Origin of the sequence: Sphingobacterium corticibacterium (genome assembly GCF_004208525.1) — a bacterium.
Classification (GTDB): domain Bacteria; phylum Bacteroidota; class Bacteroidia; order Sphingobacteriales; family Sphingobacteriaceae; genus Sphingobacterium; species Sphingobacterium corticibacterium.
The window spans coordinates 1,528,248-1,545,038 of the sequence record NZ_SGIT01000002.1 but is presented as its reverse complement, the minus strand read 5'-3'; the positions used below and the strand labels follow the sequence as shown (position 1 = coordinate 1,545,038).

Annotated in this window: 17 protein-coding genes; 8 read left to right on the top strand and 9 right to left on the bottom strand. The window is 37.6% G+C overall.

The genetic code is table 11. From position 1 onward, the window contains the following. The first annotated feature begins 32 nt into the window (after positions 1 to 32). From EWE74_RS14640 to EWE74_RS14630, 3 genes are all read left to right on the top strand, one after another. Positions 33 to 656, top strand: coding sequence for a phosphorylase family protein (locus EWE74_RS14640; protein ID WP_130142255.1), 624 nt, complete (start codon positions 33 to 35; stop codon positions 654 to 656). Between the two features lie 131 nt (positions 657 to 787). Further along, a complete protein-coding gene (locus tag EWE74_RS14635; protein WP_130142254.1) occupies positions 788 to 1,774 on the top strand; it encodes a pyruvate dehydrogenase complex E1 component subunit beta in 987 nt (328 codons plus the stop codon). A gap of 178 nt (positions 1,775 to 1,952) precedes the next feature. Continuing rightward, positions 1,953 to 2,711, top strand: coding sequence for a DUF6263 family protein (locus EWE74_RS14630; RefSeq protein ID WP_130142253.1), 759 nt, complete (start codon positions 1,953 to 1,955; stop codon positions 2,709 to 2,711). A gap of 76 nt (positions 2,712 to 2,787) precedes the next feature. Here EWE74_RS14630 and gcvH read toward each other — a convergent pair whose 3' ends face one another. Beyond that, positions 2,788 to 3,168: a glycine cleavage system protein GcvH gene (gcvH, locus tag EWE74_RS14625; protein WP_130142252.1), complete on the bottom strand. Its 381-nt coding sequence runs from the start codon at positions 3,166 to 3,168 to the stop codon at positions 2,788 to 2,790. Positions 3,169 to 3,238: 70 nt separating this feature from the next. On the opposite strand from gcvH, the gene EWE74_RS14620 reads away from it, so the two are divergent. Then, on the top strand, positions 3,239 to 4,435 hold the full coding sequence (locus tag EWE74_RS14620; RefSeq protein ID WP_130142251.1) for an anhydro-N-acetylmuramic acid kinase: 1,197 nt from the start codon (positions 3,239 to 3,241) through the stop codon (positions 4,433 to 4,435). Here the strand turns inward: EWE74_RS14620 and EWE74_RS14615 are convergent. The 8 genes from EWE74_RS14615 to EWE74_RS14580 form a co-directional block, all read right to left on the bottom strand. Next, positions 4,429 to 5,091 (bottom strand): DUF2461 domain-containing protein, encoded by a 663-nt coding sequence (locus EWE74_RS14615; RefSeq protein ID WP_130142250.1) that lies wholly within the window; start codon positions 5,089 to 5,091, stop codon positions 4,429 to 4,431. The genes EWE74_RS14620 and EWE74_RS14615 overlap by 7 nt on opposite strands. Position 5,092: 1 nt before the next feature. Next, complete coding sequence (locus EWE74_RS14610; RefSeq protein WP_130142249.1) at positions 5,093 to 5,893, bottom strand: phosphatidate cytidylyltransferase; 801 nt, start codon at positions 5,891 to 5,893, stop codon at positions 5,093 to 5,095. Beyond that, positions 5,883 to 6,101, bottom strand: coding sequence for a putative signal transducing protein (locus tag EWE74_RS14605; RefSeq protein ID WP_130142248.1), 219 nt, complete (start codon positions 6,099 to 6,101; stop codon positions 5,883 to 5,885). Before EWE74_RS14605 ends, EWE74_RS14610 begins: the two co-directional genes overlap by 11 nt. Further along, positions 6,082 to 7,005 carry a CPBP family intramembrane glutamic endopeptidase gene (locus EWE74_RS14600; RefSeq protein ID WP_130142247.1) on the bottom strand — a complete coding sequence of 308 codons (924 nt, stop codon included), beginning with the start codon at positions 7,003 to 7,005 and terminating at the stop codon, positions 6,082 to 6,084. The genes EWE74_RS14605 and EWE74_RS14600 overlap by 20 nt, the downstream gene beginning before the upstream one ends. 87 nt (positions 7,006 to 7,092) lie before the next feature. After that, the gene (locus EWE74_RS14595; RefSeq protein WP_130142246.1) at positions 7,093 to 7,836 is read right to left on the bottom strand and encodes a zinc ribbon domain-containing protein; all 744 of its coding nucleotides are present in this window, start codon (positions 7,834 to 7,836) and stop codon (positions 7,093 to 7,095) included. 2 nt (positions 7,837 to 7,838) lie between these two features. Continuing rightward, positions 7,839 to 8,936 (bottom strand): Nif3-like dinuclear metal center hexameric protein, encoded by a 1,098-nt coding sequence (locus EWE74_RS14590; RefSeq protein WP_130142245.1) that lies wholly within the window; start codon positions 8,934 to 8,936, stop codon positions 7,839 to 7,841. A gap of 6 nt (positions 8,937 to 8,942) precedes the next feature. Further along, the gene (locus EWE74_RS14585; protein ID WP_130142244.1) at positions 8,943 to 9,434 is read right to left on the bottom strand and encodes a hypothetical protein; all 492 of its coding nucleotides are present in this window, start codon (positions 9,432 to 9,434) and stop codon (positions 8,943 to 8,945) included. 15 nt (positions 9,435 to 9,449) lie between these two features. Next, positions 9,450 to 10,166 (bottom strand): SAM-dependent methyltransferase, encoded by a 717-nt coding sequence (locus EWE74_RS14580; RefSeq protein WP_130142431.1) that lies wholly within the window; start codon positions 10,164 to 10,166, stop codon positions 9,450 to 9,452. Between the two features lie 357 nt (positions 10,167 to 10,523). On the opposite strand from EWE74_RS14580, the gene apaG reads away from it, so the two are divergent. The 4 genes from apaG to EWE74_RS14560 all read left to right on the top strand — a co-directional run bounded on the left by apaG (position 10,524) and on the right by EWE74_RS14560 (position 16,768). Beyond that, positions 10,524 to 10,910, top strand: coding sequence for a Co2+/Mg2+ efflux protein ApaG (gene apaG / locus EWE74_RS14575; RefSeq protein ID WP_130142243.1), 387 nt, complete (start codon positions 10,524 to 10,526; stop codon positions 10,908 to 10,910). Between the two features lie 310 nt (positions 10,911 to 11,220). Beyond that, a complete protein-coding gene (locus EWE74_RS14570) occupies positions 11,221 to 13,086 on the top strand; it encodes an ABC-F family ATP-binding cassette domain-containing protein (RefSeq protein WP_130142242.1) in 1,866 nt (621 codons plus the stop codon). Between the two features lie 67 nt (positions 13,087 to 13,153). After that, positions 13,154 to 15,013, top strand: a complete 1,860-nt coding sequence (mnmG, locus tag EWE74_RS14565; RefSeq protein WP_130142241.1) for a tRNA uridine-5-carboxymethylaminomethyl(34) synthesis enzyme MnmG — start codon at positions 13,154 to 13,156, stop codon at positions 15,011 to 15,013. Between the two features lie 129 nt (positions 15,014 to 15,142). Beyond that, positions 15,143 to 16,768: an Ig-like domain-containing protein gene (locus tag EWE74_RS14560; RefSeq protein ID WP_239018668.1), complete on the top strand. Its 1,626-nt coding sequence runs from the start codon at positions 15,143 to 15,145 to the stop codon at positions 16,766 to 16,768. Positions 16,769 to 16,791: the final 23 nt, after the last annotated feature.

Sequence of the window (16,791 nt, the reverse complement as noted above, 5' to 3'; positions counted from 1 at the left end):
GTATCTTCACCCGGTAAAGCGCTTTGTTTGATATGAAGGTATTAGTTGTTGCGGCCACACTCGAAGAAATAAAACCGTCTCTTCCTTTTTTAGAAGAAAAGCATATAATGTATCTCATTACAGGAGTAGGCATGGTGGCCACGACATATGCTTTGACCAAGTTTTTACAGCAACACAAGGTAGATTTATTGCTCCATGCCGGCATCGGTGGAATACTAGATCCTTCCGCTCGTTTAGGAGATATCTACCAGATATATACAGATGAAATATTTGGGCTAGGAGCTGACGACAACGGATCATTTATACCCATTGAAGAACTTGGTTTCGGAAAAAGGATATATACAGAAAAACCTCCTGCCCATATTCAGCTCCCCAAAATCAATAAAGCCCAAGGTATTACCGTTAATAATGCGCATGGTGCGGCCGAGAACATCATGCGACTCCAACAGCAATATCAAAAGCCGTTGATTGAATCTATGGAAGGAGCTTCGGCTTTCTTCGTTGCGGAGCAAGAAGAAATAAACTGTTTGCAATTTCGGGCTGTTTCTAATTATATTGAGCCTAGAAGACGAGATACTTGGGAGATTGGACTAGCGGTCAAGAATTTGAATATCTTTTTGCAACGGTTTTTGAACTATTTTAATCACGTAAGATAAACTGTTTTCCTATTGTCAAATCAAATCTATATTTCCATCGCTTTCCTGCTTTTTTACGTATAAACCTCTACGAAATATCAATTAATTATAGTAGTTTTGCGGTATTCAAATAAGATACAATTTTACAACTGATGAGAGAAATACAATTCAGAGAAGCGCTTCGCGAAGCCTTGAGCGAAGAAATGCGTAAAGATGATAAAATATTCTTGATGGGCGAGGAAGTCGCTGAATACAACGGAGCATACAAAGTTAGCCAGGGTATGCTAGAGGAATTTGGGGAAAAACGCGTTATCGATACGCCTATTGCAGAACTTGGTTTTGCCGGGATAGGAGTTGGTGCAGCGATGAACGGCCTGAAACCCATTATCGAATTTATGACGTTCAACTTCTCCTTGGTCGCTATCGATCAAGTCATCAATTCAGCAGCAAAATTGCATCAAATGAGTGGTGGACAATTCTCTTGTCCGATCGTTTTTCGTGGACCAACAGGTAACGCTGGTCAATTAGGGGCACAACACTCCCAAAACTTCGAGAATTGGTATGCTAATACGCCGGGTTTAAAAGTTGTTATCCCTTCCAATCCTTATGATGCCAAAGGCTTATTGAAAACATCCATTCTTGATCCAGATCCTGTTATTTTTATGGAATCCGAAGTTATGTACGGAGACAAAGGTCAGGTTCCAGAAGAAGAGTACTATCTACCTATTGGTAAAGCACACACCGTACAAGAAGGTACGGATGTAACCGTGGTATCTTTTGGTAAAATGGTTCCGCGTGTTGTTATCCCGGCGGTAGAGGAATTGACAAAAGAGGGCATTAGTGTTGAATTGATCGACTTACGCTCCGTTCGTCCTATAGATTACGAAGCCATCATCGAATCTGTGAAGAAAACAAATCGTTTAGTCGTTGTCGAAGAAGCTTGGCCATTGGCTTCTATTTCTGGCGAAATAGCATTCAAAGTTCAGAAAGATGCTTTCGATTATCTTGACGCGCCGGTTATACGGGTAACATCTGCAGATGTGCCTCTTGGCTATGCGCCGACATTAGTAGAAGCAAGTTTGCCAAACATTGCTAAAGTGGTAAAAGCGGTAAAAGAAGTATCTTATATTACGAAATAATTTAAGACCTCTTTCTGAGGGATAAAAAAATAAAAAGGGCCTTCCATATTATACGGAAGGCCCTTTTTATTTTTTTCCTTTAACCAATTTTCCTATATTCACGCTACATTACTATATATCGATGAAACCGCTCCCGATGAGATCAGGAAAGCCCTCATCAGCCTTTTGAAAAAACTAGATGAAAACACTCTTTATTACATGCTTGGCGCTATGCGTTAGCCATATTACACTGGCACAAGAAGCTGTCAATTTTAAATTGAATCCCGAAATTGGAAAACTTCTTCGTTTCAATATGTTCATGAAAACAGATATAGATGGCCCAAAAAGTGTCATAATGGACATGAATATGAAGATGGAAATGCTTCCCGCAAAGAAAGAAAATGAAAACTTTACGATTGAAAATATTATCAAAACCATTAAAGCCGATATCAATGCGGAGATGATGACCGTATCCTATAACTCAGAAGAAGAGTCCACAGATGAGACAACAAAAATGATAGGCGAACAATTATCCAGAATTATTAATAAAAAGATATCTTCTATCGTTAGCGAAAAAGGAAAAACAATAGACGTGAATTTACCTACCAGTTTCGTTGCACAAGGATTTGATGCAAGCTCTTTTTCGAAAATGTCACCTACTTTCCCTGACAACGAGGTAACGCCCGGCGAATCTTGGGAAAGTATCACCGAGGTGAATGAAAACCCTTTGTTTTCAACCATAGAAATGACTTCTACTTTCCTGGAAGAGAATGATGAGGGTTACGTTATTGATATCCAAGGAAAGATGTTGCATAGTTCGGGCGAAGAAATTGGAACAATGAAAGGCAGTTATACCTTAGATAAACAAACGCACTTCACTGTAGCAAGTGCCATAAAAACAACTATCGAAGTACAGGGATCTACTATCATCAGTGATGTGGAAATGACAGTGGACTAGTTCGACGTACAATAAAAAGAAGAAGCCGATACTGTGAGACAGTATCGGCTTCTTCTTTTATAGACTCTATAAATTTTTAAGCGTTTATTTCCGATTGATATCCATCTGCTGATAATAAGGTGTCTACATCAGCAGGATTGCTCAGTTTCACACGGATAATCCAACCTTCCTCATATGGATCTGTATTAACCAATTCCGGCGAAGCATCAATACCCTCGTTTACTTCCAATACCGTAGCTGTTACAGGCATAAATAAGTCCGAGACCGTTTTAACAGCCTCTACTGTACCAAATACTTCATTCGCAGCAACTTCTTCACCGATAGTGTTGATATCAACAAAAACAATATCACCTAGTTCTCGTTGTGCGAAATCTGTAATCCCGATAACAGCTTCGTCACCCTCTACACGGATCCATTCGTGATCTTTCGTGTATTTTAATTCTGCTGGAAAATTCATACGTATAATATTTGTTCAAAAATATAATTATCTGCCGATATAACCAAAAATTCCTTCCTATCTTCACCTTATGAACCCACAAATTGAAAAACTCTATCGCATCGCCCAACAAAAAGAACGGCGTATCATCGGGCTGATGTCTGGAACGTCATTAGACGGCTTAGATATCGCGTTGTGCCATATAGGCAATAGCGGTCAAGAGACGATATTATGTCTCGAAAACTTCATCAGTATTCCGTATGAGGATACTTTTCGTCAATATATTCGGGAAATATTCGCCAAACGCCGAATAGATCAACAGGTGTTGTGCGGGCTACATGCCTATATCGGAAAAACACATGGTACATTCATCAATCGGACATTAAAGCAATGGAATATCTCTCCACTAGATGTGGATCTAATAGCCAGTCATGGACAAACGGTTTTTCATGCGCCTCAACGTTTGACGGAACAAGCAAGTTTTCCCAACAGTACCTTGCAAATCGGAGACGGCGATCATATTGCCCAAACAACAGGTATCATTACTGTGTCAGATTTTCGACAAAAACATGTGGCAGCTGGAGGAGAAGGAGCGCCATTGGCCGCTTATGGTGATTACCTTCTTTTTACCTCAGAAACCGAAAATAGGTTCCTACTCAATATAGGTGGGATATCCAATTTCACTTTCCTTCCTAAACAAGGAAGTAGCCTAAAAGCTTACGCCACTGATCTCGGACCTGGAAATACGATGATGAACCAGTTTGTTTTCGAACAATTCGGGTTAGAAATGGACGAAAATGCGCTCCTTGCCAAAAATGGTACAATAGATGTCGCCCTTTTGGAGGCTTTGCTAAAGACACCTTTTTTTGACGCGGACTTCCCCAAGACCACTGGGCCAGAACTGTTTAATTTAGCTTATTTGAAAAATGCGCAATTTGTTTCTAATACGTCTTCGCTTACTCCCGAAAATGTGCTAGCAACCTTAAACAAGTTTACGGCACAAGTTATAGCGGATAGTATCCGACGTGTATCGAAAGACCTTGAGCATGTTCATATATATGTAAGTGGAGGAGGTGTACATAACCCATTACTGATGAAAAACATTCGTGAAGCTCTGCCCTCGATATCGGTATCCTCTTTCAGCTCCCTAGGACTGAACCCTGACGCCAAGGAAGCCTGTCTTTTTGCTCTCTTGGCAAACGAAACGATAGCCGGTTCAGTATCTACATTATGGAAAATTAGAGATTCTCCGGCTGTGTGCATGGGCAAAATCAGTCTCCCTTATTGATCTAATGCTTGGTGGATAAAACGTTTAAAGGGTAAAATCCGCTTTGCGGTATCAACAACCTTTTGTAAGGATTTAGCACCGGTTATTTCTGCATCTGTAAACGATTGGTACAAAATAAAGCTCTTCAGTTTTAGGATCTCGATGTGTGGGTCATCTTCACTATAGCCTGCCGGAGCTCGTTTCAATTTATCTTCGGTGGATAGATCATCTACTGTCCAATTTCCTAGTGAAAGCGCATCAACCATTTCTTGATAACTATAATCTATTTCCTGTCGAATCGCCTGCAAATGATGTTTCTCGGGCCGCCAATAGCCTGCTGCCAAAAAATGCTTCCCCGGTTCAATATGCAAATAGTACTCGGGGCCGTCCAATTTCCGTCCGTCGATGGAAATTCCAGCCGCAAACCATGTCTTATATGGCGTCTTATCTTTTGAAAACCGAGTATCACGATATATCCTAAACAAACAGCGCGAAGCTTGTATATCCGTATTGATATGTGGGTCAAACTCCGATAACGCAATAATAAGCTGTGTGATGTAATCTTTTACATTCGCCAACGTTGTTTCATACATCATCTTATTTTCTTGAAACCATTCCCGGTTATTGTTTTCGTAGAGTAGGTTCAAAAAGTCCAATGTTTGTTTTTCTATTTTCATCTTAAAGGATATTTTTCAAAAACAAATATACCAATGGTGCGGCCATCAGTAAACCATCAAATCTATCCAGCAGACCACCATGTCCCGGCAATATATTTCCGGAATCCTTAACGCCCACATTGCGTTTGAGCATAGATTCCACCAAATCACCGAAAGTTCCGAATACACCAATAATCAATGCCATACACACCCAGCTCCATAGCGGCAAAACCCCAAAATAATGCGAAAGGATAAATCCGGCAACGACGGCCATTACCACACCTCCGAAGAATCCTTCCCAAGTTTTATTTGGCGAGATGCGTTCGAATAATTTGTGCCGCCCCATACTTCTTCCTGCAAGATAGGCTCCCGTATCATTTGTCCACAAAAGAATCAAAAAACCAAGGGGAATATAAGCATTATAGCTATCTCCTACAAAACCTAAACCCATAAAAAATATAAATGGTATTGCCGCATATATCAACCCGAAAAGCGAATAAGCAACATCTTGAATAGGGTATCGCGTTTTGCGAAAAAGTGCAGCGATATAAAGCAATAAGACAGCAACGATACTTGCAGATAAAACGGAGTAGGGTAATAAGGCTAACAGGGTAAAACTAACGAGACCGAATCCCAAAGCGGCAATTCCAACCCCCAATAAAAGCAATGGTTGGACGCTTTCCGTACGCACCATCCGATAAAACTCATATACACAACAAGTCGCTACCAAAGAAAAAAAAGAAACAAAGGTATAAGGTCCAAGCAATACCGCACCGATCAAAACTACAATAAAAAAGAATCCAGTTATCGCCCTAGTTTTCATCTTTTTCTGTGCCGTTTTCTTGAATTAATCTTTGAGCCAGTTCAAAATCTTTTTCATTGACGAAAAGGTCTATTTTTCCAAACATAAAAGACGAATCCTGCTTATTCAGCAGCACTGCGGGAATTCCGCTTTCCGCTAACATCTGTTTATCCATCTCTCCCCGAATAGCATCGGTATAAGTCTGTATTTTAATCCACCCTTTTTCCATATATATGTAGTCTTGTTGTGTATTGATAAAATATGAAAGCAATAATGATACTGAAAATCAAGCTCCCAAGATACACAATTATTGAATAAGAATCGCTTTCCATGAGCTCCGTATAACTTTTACCTTGTGTCGCATAATAAAAACCTAATATAACCACCATGCTGTTGTTAACGAAATGAGCCACAATAGCCGTCCATATATTTCTTGTCCAAATGACCATATAGCCAAAAAAAACACCCAAGAGGAAACGAGGAAAGAAACCGTAAAATTGAACGTGTATCGTACTGAAAATAACAGCAACAATCCAAATGGCGACATATTCATTTTTAAAAATCCGTGTACCGATCTGTTGCAAAGCTCCTCGAAAGAACAGTTCCTCTCCAATACCGGGCAAAATAGCTAATACAATAATGTTAAGGACTAGCCTATCCCATTCGGTGGTCATCAACAATCCTCCCATCAATAACGCGGCTTCATCCTCCGTTTCCCGCATCCACTGTTCTATACGCTGCCAAGCCTCGGGGAGCTTCATCTGCATATTCCAATCCGAAATAAGAGACATAAAAGGGGAAAACGCAAACAGAAATAATATACCCAATAAATATGGCTTCCAATCGCTTATATTTTCCTTTGGAAGGATAGCGACATGTTCGTTTCTACACTGATAAATATAAGCGGGCAAAAGAAACGTTCCGGCCGAACTTAGCCCTAGGAAAATATAAAAATAATACTTTTTTAATGGGCTATCGCTCGAAATACTTGTTAGAAAATCAATATCTCCAAAAATGGCTGTTCCTACTATACCGAACAGTAAGGAGATAATGAAAACGCAAACGAAAGTAATCAACATTAGCGACAAGAAGTCGGTCCAGGGGCTCTTTTGTGGTATCTCCGTTTTATGCATAGATTTTCATTTATGTAAGCAAGATTTTTTAACAAAATAGCCCCGCGGTTATCGTGGGGCTATTTATTTATATTCGTAAGAATACGACTAAGCGTGCTCTTCTTCGAAAACGATACCTTCGTCTACAATGATTCTTCCACAGTGCTCACAAATAATGATTTTCTTACGCTGACGGATTTCTGATTGTAATTGAGGTGGAATTTTATTGTAACATCCTGAACAGCTATCCCGCTCAATGGAAACAACAGCCAGACCATTTCTGAACGTTCCGCGCAGTTTGTTATAAACTTTTAACAAACGTTCTTCAATATTTTTTTCTGCCTTTGCCGCCTTATCTAATAACGTGTCTTCTTCCTTTTGCGTTTCGCCAGTGATCGTTTCCAGCTCTTGCTTTTTTACATCCAATTCACCTTTACTATATTCAAGACTTTTTTGTGTGCTTTCGTAAAGTTCAGTTTTGTTCTTTATTTCGAATTCTGCTTCACGAATACGCTTTTCACATACCTGAATTTCTAATCCTTGAATTTCAATCTCCTTTGAGATAGCGTCATATTCACGATTATTTTTTACTTCATTCAGTTGTCCTTCATATTTTTTAATCGCAGCTTGTGCGTCTTTAATCATGTTTCTGCGATTCACGATGGAATCTTCCAAATCATCCAGATCTGTTCTGATTTTCTCGATTCGGGTATCAAGTCCTGCTATCTCATCTTCCAGATCGGCAACCTCGATAGGCAACTCACCACGCACCTGGCGAATCTTATCTACCTTCGTATGGATGGACTGTAGCGTCCATAATGCTTTTAGCTTTTGTTCTACGGATTGTTCCATTATCAAACGTAATATTTAATAGGATTTGTCTCTATTCCTGTCAATAGGACAGCAAAGTTAACAAATTTTTTCTGAATAATTTCTAATAATAATTCCTGCGTAAATTGTTCACTTTCAAAATGTCCGATGTCTGCAATAACAATATCATCCTCCGCGTCAAAGAACTCATGGTATTTATAATCGGCCGAAATAAAGATATCCGCGCCCGAACGTTTTGCATCATTTAGTAGAAATCCTCCTGCTCCTCCACAAACGGCAACTCTGGAAATGGATTTTTTTAGCAACTTGGTATGCCGAATAACCTGTACATTCAATCGATCTTTTACATATCCTAGGAATTCGGTTTCGCTCATCGGATTCGGTAAGTTGCCGATAGCGCCTGAACCTACCGTTTGCAGCGTATTTTCCAACGCAAAAATATCGTGAGCTACTTCTTCATAAGGATGTGCAGCATACATCGCAACCAAGATAGAACGTTCCAATCTTTCCGGATAGATAACCTCTATCTTTGTTTCTTCAACACGTTCTTGTTCATCGACTTTACCAATTGTTGGGTTAGCGCCATCCAATGGCCGAAATGTTCCATACCCTAATGTATTATAACTACATTCGTCATAATCGCCAATTGCACCTGCTCCGGCTTCGAACAATGCTTCTCGAACCGCCTCCACATGTGTGCGCGGCACGAAGACGGCCAATTTCTTGAGCAGATTTCGTTTAGGACGTAAAACGGCGTGTGATTCCAACCCTAGCTTTTCGGCTATTTTACTACTCACTCCTCCCAACACATTATCTAGATTGGTGTGAATGGCATAAAGTGCGATACCGTGGCGTATCGCTTTAATAACCACCCGCTCCACATAATTTTTACCATTCAGTTTTTTCAATCCGCTAAATATAATTGGGTGGTGTGCGATAATGATATCACAACCTCGTTGTACAGCTTCATCAACGATTTCCTCCGTACAATCCAATGTAATCAATGCCTGCTGTATCTCATCATCCGGATAGCCGACAATTAAACCAGAATTGTCATACGATTCCTGATAAGCCAATGGCGCAATATGTTCTAAGTACTGTGTAAGCTCTCTAATCTTCATCCTATCCTATATCTCAGTTTCCTTTTTATTCTCTGCTATAAAATCTTTTCCATAATGTTCAATATGCATGCGAAGCAGTGTTTTATATTCATTGACTTTGACCCAATAGGTAATAAAATATACCAAATGTAATATACTGATAATTGTCAGCACAAACAACGGTAAGGGAATATTACTTAATAAAAAAGTCCAAGCAAATATAAGTCCCCATTTTTGCGTGGGTCTTTCTTCTACTTCTACTTTCCGATCATAAAATTCATTATTTAACGAATCAGCTAACCGTTTTGCGACTTCAAAGTTCCAATAGATATTAAATATAGGTACAGCTACAAACCATGCTTGACTAGGTAGTATACATAGGTTGTCTTTTTTTACGAGTTTCAAGGTACGATTAAGGGTAAAGGCAAAAAATATCCAAATTATAATTCGGATTATTCCTCCAATAAGCATATACAATGCCATATCATCCATTATATTTTCAGGCATTATATCTAACATGGTATACAAACAAATTTAATTTTGGACATACATCAAAAATATAGTGGGCTTCTTATGAAGTTCCGGTTTTCGGTTCTTCCACTCGGAAACCGACAACGTCAACAGTTGTTCGTCAGGCGCCGTTATGTTACAAGCTACACATAGCATTGTTTTCGGTTTGGAATTTTTAAGTAAATCATCAAACAGGGCGTTATTGCGGAAAGGTGTTTCAATAAAAATCTGGGTTTGTTGCTCTTTTTGCGATTGAAATTCCAAATCCCTAATTTTTTTCGCCCGTTCGCCTTTGTCTATCGGAAGATAACCGTGGAAGGCAAACTTTTGTCCGCTAAATCCCGAAGCCATCAACGCCAACAAAATAGAACTGGGTCCAACCAATGGAACCACCTTTATACCTCGTTTATGTGCTTCAGCAACAACGTCTGCTCCCGGATCCGCTACGCCAGGACAACCCGCTTCCGACATCAATCCCAAATCTTTCCCCTCCATAACCGATTTAAAAATACGATTATAATCGATTATTTCACGAGCATGTTTGCCATAATCGTGTATTTTCAGTTCGTTTTGAGGTATTTTTAAACCCGCCTGCTTTAGAAACCGACGCGCAGTTTTCTCATTCTCAACAACATACTCGTCAATATGATTTATAAGCTCCTGATGGAACAACGTGTATGACAGTTTCTCTGCGTTTTCAGCCAATGGCACTGGGATAAGATATAGCGTTCCTAAAGACATCATTCAAACCTAAATAAAATGCTTTGCATTCACGAACCGAATTTAAATAAGTTCATCCATGTCTTTAAAAATAAACAAAAATGCTTAATAAAAAAGATAAACTCCTTTGTTTCCATTTTAGATAAAAGCACTTCCGACATTAAAATAAATTTGACGGTTAAAAAGATAATTGATAATTTGCTCACGATTAAGGTGTTCATTATCAAACGAAGTATCCTGATATATTTCCTCTATACAATAGCCCTTGATGGCAGAGGAGAGCAAAATAGAATTCATTTTACATGCAGACACAATTATATTGCATATAAAATAAATTTATTTAGGTTTGATATGCAGTTAAAGACGAGCAATTAAAAGATGAATACACAAATAACATCCGGCGTAAAAGTATCTGTAGACGTTGTCTATCAACCCGAATATTCTAACCCGGCGAAGATGCATTTTATGTTTTCCTATCAAGTCACCATAGAGAATCTAAGTGATGTTACCATACAACTTCTCAACAGACACTGGGATATTTTTGATTCTTTTGGAGACTTTAAACAGGTTAAAGGTGAGGGTGTCGTAGGTGAGCAACCTATATTAATCCCAGGATCCACTTACCAGTATGTTTCGGGATGCAATCTAAAAAGTGAAATAGGATATATGACGGGACATTATGAGATGATTAAGGAAGTGAATGGCGATATATTTCATGTAGAAATTCCCAGGTTCAATTTAATAGCCTCCTTTAAATTGAATTAAGCAAATTATTTGCCAATAAAGCTTGAAAGTAAAAAATGTAAGCGGTATAAAATAACCGCTTATGTCACTTAAAAAAACGCATATATATTACGGGAAAAATAGATATTATTTTTGAAAAATAACTTGTTGAATTTTGAGAAAGGACTGACCAGTTTCCCCAAATCTTACAGAAAAAAAAGAAAATTATTTGCGTACTTTTGTACTTGGAAATTTATATCCGTATTAATACAGTTATAAATTTTTTCTGTAATTTATACATTAAGTTATAGAAAAAGATAAATATAAGTATTTAATCATCAATATATTACACGTGAGTATTTTAGCAACAGAGCAAGTTAGCCATTCCTTTCATGACAAATGGTTGTTTACCAATCTGCATTTTGCTTTACAGAAAGGAGACAGGGTAGCTTTAGTCGGCATAAATGGAACGGGTAAATCCACGCTGCTCAAAATTCTTGCTGAACAGATTGTATCGACGGAAGGAAAAGTTGTCAAAGAACGTGGTATTAAAATCGGTTTCTTATCTCAAGAACCAAGTTTTAATGGAATGGAAACGGTGAACGATTTTATTTATAGCTCAGATAACGAACAACAGCAGTTAATAAAAGCCTATGAAAATTTATTGAGTAGCGATAAAATAGATGAGCAAAAACTGGTAGAACTTACCGATAAATTATCCGCTTTGGAGGCTTGGGAATACGAATATAATATTAAAACAATTTTAAATAGATTGCAGATCTCCGATTTTGACCAAACAATCGACAGTCTATCGGGAGGACAAAGGAAACGTTTATCTCTGGCAAAATTACTGATAGACGAGCCTGATGTTTATATCTTGGATGAACCAACCAATCATTTGGATATAGAAACTATAGAATGGCTAGAAAAATTATTGACAACAGGAAGTAAAACTGTTCTTCTCGTTACACACGACAGGTATTTTCTGGATAATGTATGTACAGAAATAAGAGAATTGGACAAGGGAAGTTTATTTGTATATAAAGGAAATTATACATACTTTTTAGAAAAGAAATCCGAACGCGAAGCTATAGACGCAGCCACAGCAGAAAAAGCACAGAACCTACTTAGGCGTGAATTGGAATGGATGCGCCGCCAGCCCCAAGCCAGAGGAACAAAATCAAAGGCACGCATTGATGCCTTTTATGAGTTGGAGGAAAAATCAAAGGGAGCACATAAAAAAGAAAATGTTCAGCTTTCCGTAAAGATAAGCAGGCAAGGTTCCAAAATATTGGAATTGGAACAAATTTCAAAATCTTTTTCTGGAAAAATAATTATAGATAACTTTTCTTATATTTTTAAGAAGGGGGATCGCGTTGGTCTTGCAGGGAAAAATGGCAGTGGGAAATCCACTTTTTTAAATTTAATAACCCAAGTCATATCTCCAGATCATGGAAATATTATCATAGGGGAGACTACTAAATTCGGATATTATAAACAAGAAGGATTAACGTTTAAAGAACATGATCGTGTATTGGATATTGTAAAAAATGTAGCAGACTATATTGAAATGGCCAACGGCGATGTCATTACAGCTTCACAACTATTGACATTATTTTTATTTCCACCAGAAAAGCAATACAATTTAGTAAACCGGCTGAGTGGGGGAGAAAAGAAGCGTTTACAATTGATGCGTGTATTAATGGCCAATCCGAACTTCTTGATACTCGATGAGCCCTCTAATGATTTAGATATAGACACATTAAATGTATTAGAAGAATTTCTAGAAAATTATGGTGGAGTTTTAGTATTGGTTTCTCACGATCGCTATTTAATAGATAAACTAACGGAACAACTCTTTATTTTTGAAAATAGTGGAAACCTAAAAATATACAATGGGAATTACGCGGATTATAAAATAGAACAAGAACAGATTCTGCGAGACAAAAAAGAAAAAGTAAAGAGTATACCCGCCGAAAAGATAATATCATCATCAAAAACAGAAAAGAAAAGACTTTCTTATAAAGAGCAACTCGAATATGAGTCTTTGGAAAAAGAAATAACAGAAATAGAAAATATAATAATACAAAAAACAGAATTATTAAATTCCATTACTAGTCATCAAGATATAACAGAAATTGCTTTAGATATCGAAAAATTACAAAACGAACTTGATAACAAATCGGAGCGCTGGCTAGAACTAGCAGAATGTATATAATCCGTTCCACGTGAAACACGATTAAATATATATAATTCCACGTGGAACTTCAGTGAACAAAAAGAACATGTTTAATAAATATAATGTCATAGTAGTAGGTGCCGGCCATGCAGGATGTGAAGCAGCGGCAGCAGCAGCTAATCTTGGATCATCTGTATTATTAATTACGATGAACATGGGCGTCATCGCACAGATGAGTTGCAATCCGGCAATAGGTGGTGTAGCAAAAGGACAAATTGTTAGAGAAATTGATGCGATGGGCGGATATACCGGTATTATTGCCGATAAGTCCACCTTACAATTCAGAATGTTAAATCTCTCGAAAGGACCCGCAATGTGGAGTCCCCGATCACAAAATGATAGAATGCGTTTTGCAGAAGAATGGAGACTTACACTAGAATCACTTCCAAATCTAGATATGTGGCAAGATACCGTTAAAGAAATTATTATTGAAAACGGAAGAGCAACGGGCGTCGTAACGTCTCTCGGTATCCGTATAGAGGCAGATGCTGTCGTTTTGACCAATGGTACTTTTTTAAATGGTGTTATACATATCGGCGAAAAGAAAATAGGAGGGGGACGTACAGGAGAAAAAGCAGCGACCGGGCTTACAGAACAGCTCATTACTTTGGGGTTTGAGTCAGGTAGAATGAAAACGGGGACTCCTCCCAGGGTAGATGGACGATCGCTCAACTACAATTTAATGGAAGAACAGTGGGGTGATGAAAAAAGGGGACGATTCTCTTATACCGATGTTGAATTACCAACGATACAACGATGCTGTTGGATTACCTATACCAATGATAAAGTGCACGAAGTACTAAAAACCGGATTTGAAAAATCCCCCATGTTTACGGGGCGAATAAAAGGTTTAGGTCCGCGATATTGTCCATCTATCGAAGATAAAATAAATCGCTTTGCAGAACGGGATAGACACCAAATATTTGTAGAACCGGAAGGCTTTAATACTGTAGAAATATATGTAAATGGTTTTTCCACCTCGCTTCCGGAAGATGTACAGCAAAAAGCATTACGCTTAATACCCGGATTTGAAAATGCGAAAATGTACAGACCGGGATATGCTATAGAGTATGATTATTTTCCTCCTATGCAATTGGACTTGACGTTAGAAACTTTGAAAGTTAAACATCTCTTCTTCGCTGGTCAAATTAATGGAACAACCGGCTATGAAGAAGCCGGAGCGCAAGGGTTTATCGCCGGTGTAAATGCACATCGACGAATTAACGATTTACAAGAACTCATATTAAAACGCTCTGAATCCTATATTGGTGTTCTCATCGATGATTTAGTTACCAAAGGTACAGAAGAACCTTACCGTATGTTTACCTCTAGAGCAGAACACCGACTTCTCTTACGTCAAGATAATGCAGATATTCGTCTCACACCCATCGCGCACAAATTTGGTTTAATTGATGAAGAACGCTTGAGAAAAGTAAATAAGAAAATAGACGATTCGGATTACCTAGTGGATTATATGAAACAACATAGTATTTCACCTGACGAGATGAATCCCGTTTTGAAAGAAGTCGGTTCCAGTCCACTTCATCAAAAATCTAGGATATTCAACATATTGAGTAGACCGCAAATAAATATCGGAGATATTGCTAAAGCAAGTACCGCATTTAGTAACTTACTGAACAATTACGAACAGGAAACCATTGAACAGGCGGAAATAAAAATAAAGTATGATAGTTATTTCGCCAAAGAAATGGAAATTGTAAATAGAATGAAAAAAATGGAAGACAAAGAAATAAATCCAAATTTTGATTATGCTACACTTGCCTCTCTTTCTATTGAAGCACGTGAAAAATTATTAAAAGTAAAACCACGTACACTTGGCCAAGCTTCCCGTATATCAGGAGTTTCACCCTCCGATATCAGTGTATTAATGGTACATATGAGTTAATAATCTGATATTCAATATATTATATATAAAAAAGAATTATATAAAAATAACGCGATATAAGAGACTATCTTAAATTTTATGAGTCAACCTTCCAAAATAAATAAAAGTTTGTCCAATAGCCTTAAAATAATGAAAATGCAAAATATGGCACTTTTTGGGTTTATTTTATTGCTATTATTTAGTTTAAGTCGATGTGCAAATATGCAGCGTCCGACGGGCGGGCCGAAAGATTCTATAGCGCCAAAACTACTAGATGTATCGATTCCGAACTTCACGACAAATTTTACAGAAAAAAGAATTGTACTCCGTTTTGATGAATTCATAAAATTAAACAACCAATACAAAGAATTTAGCATCAGTCCTGATCTGGAAGACATCGTGGACTATCGTGTACGGAAAAAAGACTTGGTTATTACTTTACCTGATTCATTGGAAGGGAATACCACTTATACAATCAATTTTGGCAAGGGGTTGGTAGATTACAATGAAAGTAACCCTTTTATAGATTACAATTATGTATTCGCTACCGGAGATGAATTAGATTCTCTCTCTATCAGTGGCTCTGTTCTCAATGGCTTTACGAAACAATTCGACCAAAAGAAAGACGAAAACATCAAAGTGCTTCTTATTCCGATATCTCAAGATTCTATATTTGGAAAAAGAAAAGCAAATATATTCGCAAATGTGGACACCTCCGGCAATTTTAAATTCAATAATTTAAGAGAAGATACCTATCGAATTTATGCTTTAAAGGAGCAAAACAATGACCGTATCTTTAATGGAAATGATGAATGGATTGGTTTTATCGAAGATAGTATATACTTAGATCGGGATATAACAGATATAAAACTTGAAATAACAAAAGCATATCCAAAAGATTTTCGCACGTTGGAGAAAAAATTCGAACCAACTGGCCATATCTTATTAACCTTCACAAAACCACTCGAACGCCCAGAGACAAAAATTCTATTCCCTGAAGAACTAAATGAAAACAAAATAGAGCAATATAGTCTTAACAATGACTCTGCAAAAATCTATATACCAAAAACAGAACTTGATTCTATAAAAATAGAATTAAGTGACAACGATCAGATATTGGATACTATTTTTATAAGAACAAATAAAAACGCAAAATTCGATAGAGAGGTAAAACCTATATTAAGCATTACAAATAAGGTAGATCGTGTCCGCCATATCACACTAACTAGCGCCAGCCCATTAGCTAATGTTGATAAATCAAAAATCCTTATTCATGAAGATTCCGTCTCCAGAAGAAACTTCCAATTGCAACAGGATACCCTAAATACAAACCTATATCATATACGTTATAATTGGCGTCCTAAACGAGACTATGAGTTAGTTATTCAAGAAGGGGCCATGCGCACGTCATTTGACGATACCAATATAGAATTTAAGACAAGATTTACCTTAGATGAATCGGATAATTATGGTAACATCAATTTCACCGTAAACGGATTGGATTCTACAATAAACTACATTGTAGAACTTATTGACGAAACGAAAGAAAAGGTATTTGATAGGCAGCCTCTTCATGCGTCAAACCCCAGAATAAATTATAACAATTATCCTGGAGGTAAATATTCCATACGGATTATTTACGACGCGAACAATAACGGAAGATGGGATCCAGCAGATGTTTATGCAAAAAAACAAGCAGAAAATATCTGGTATCTCAATAAAACCTTTACTATACGGGCTAATTGGGATCAAAATGAAACGATTAATTTAAAATAGAATGGCTGATAAAATAATATCTA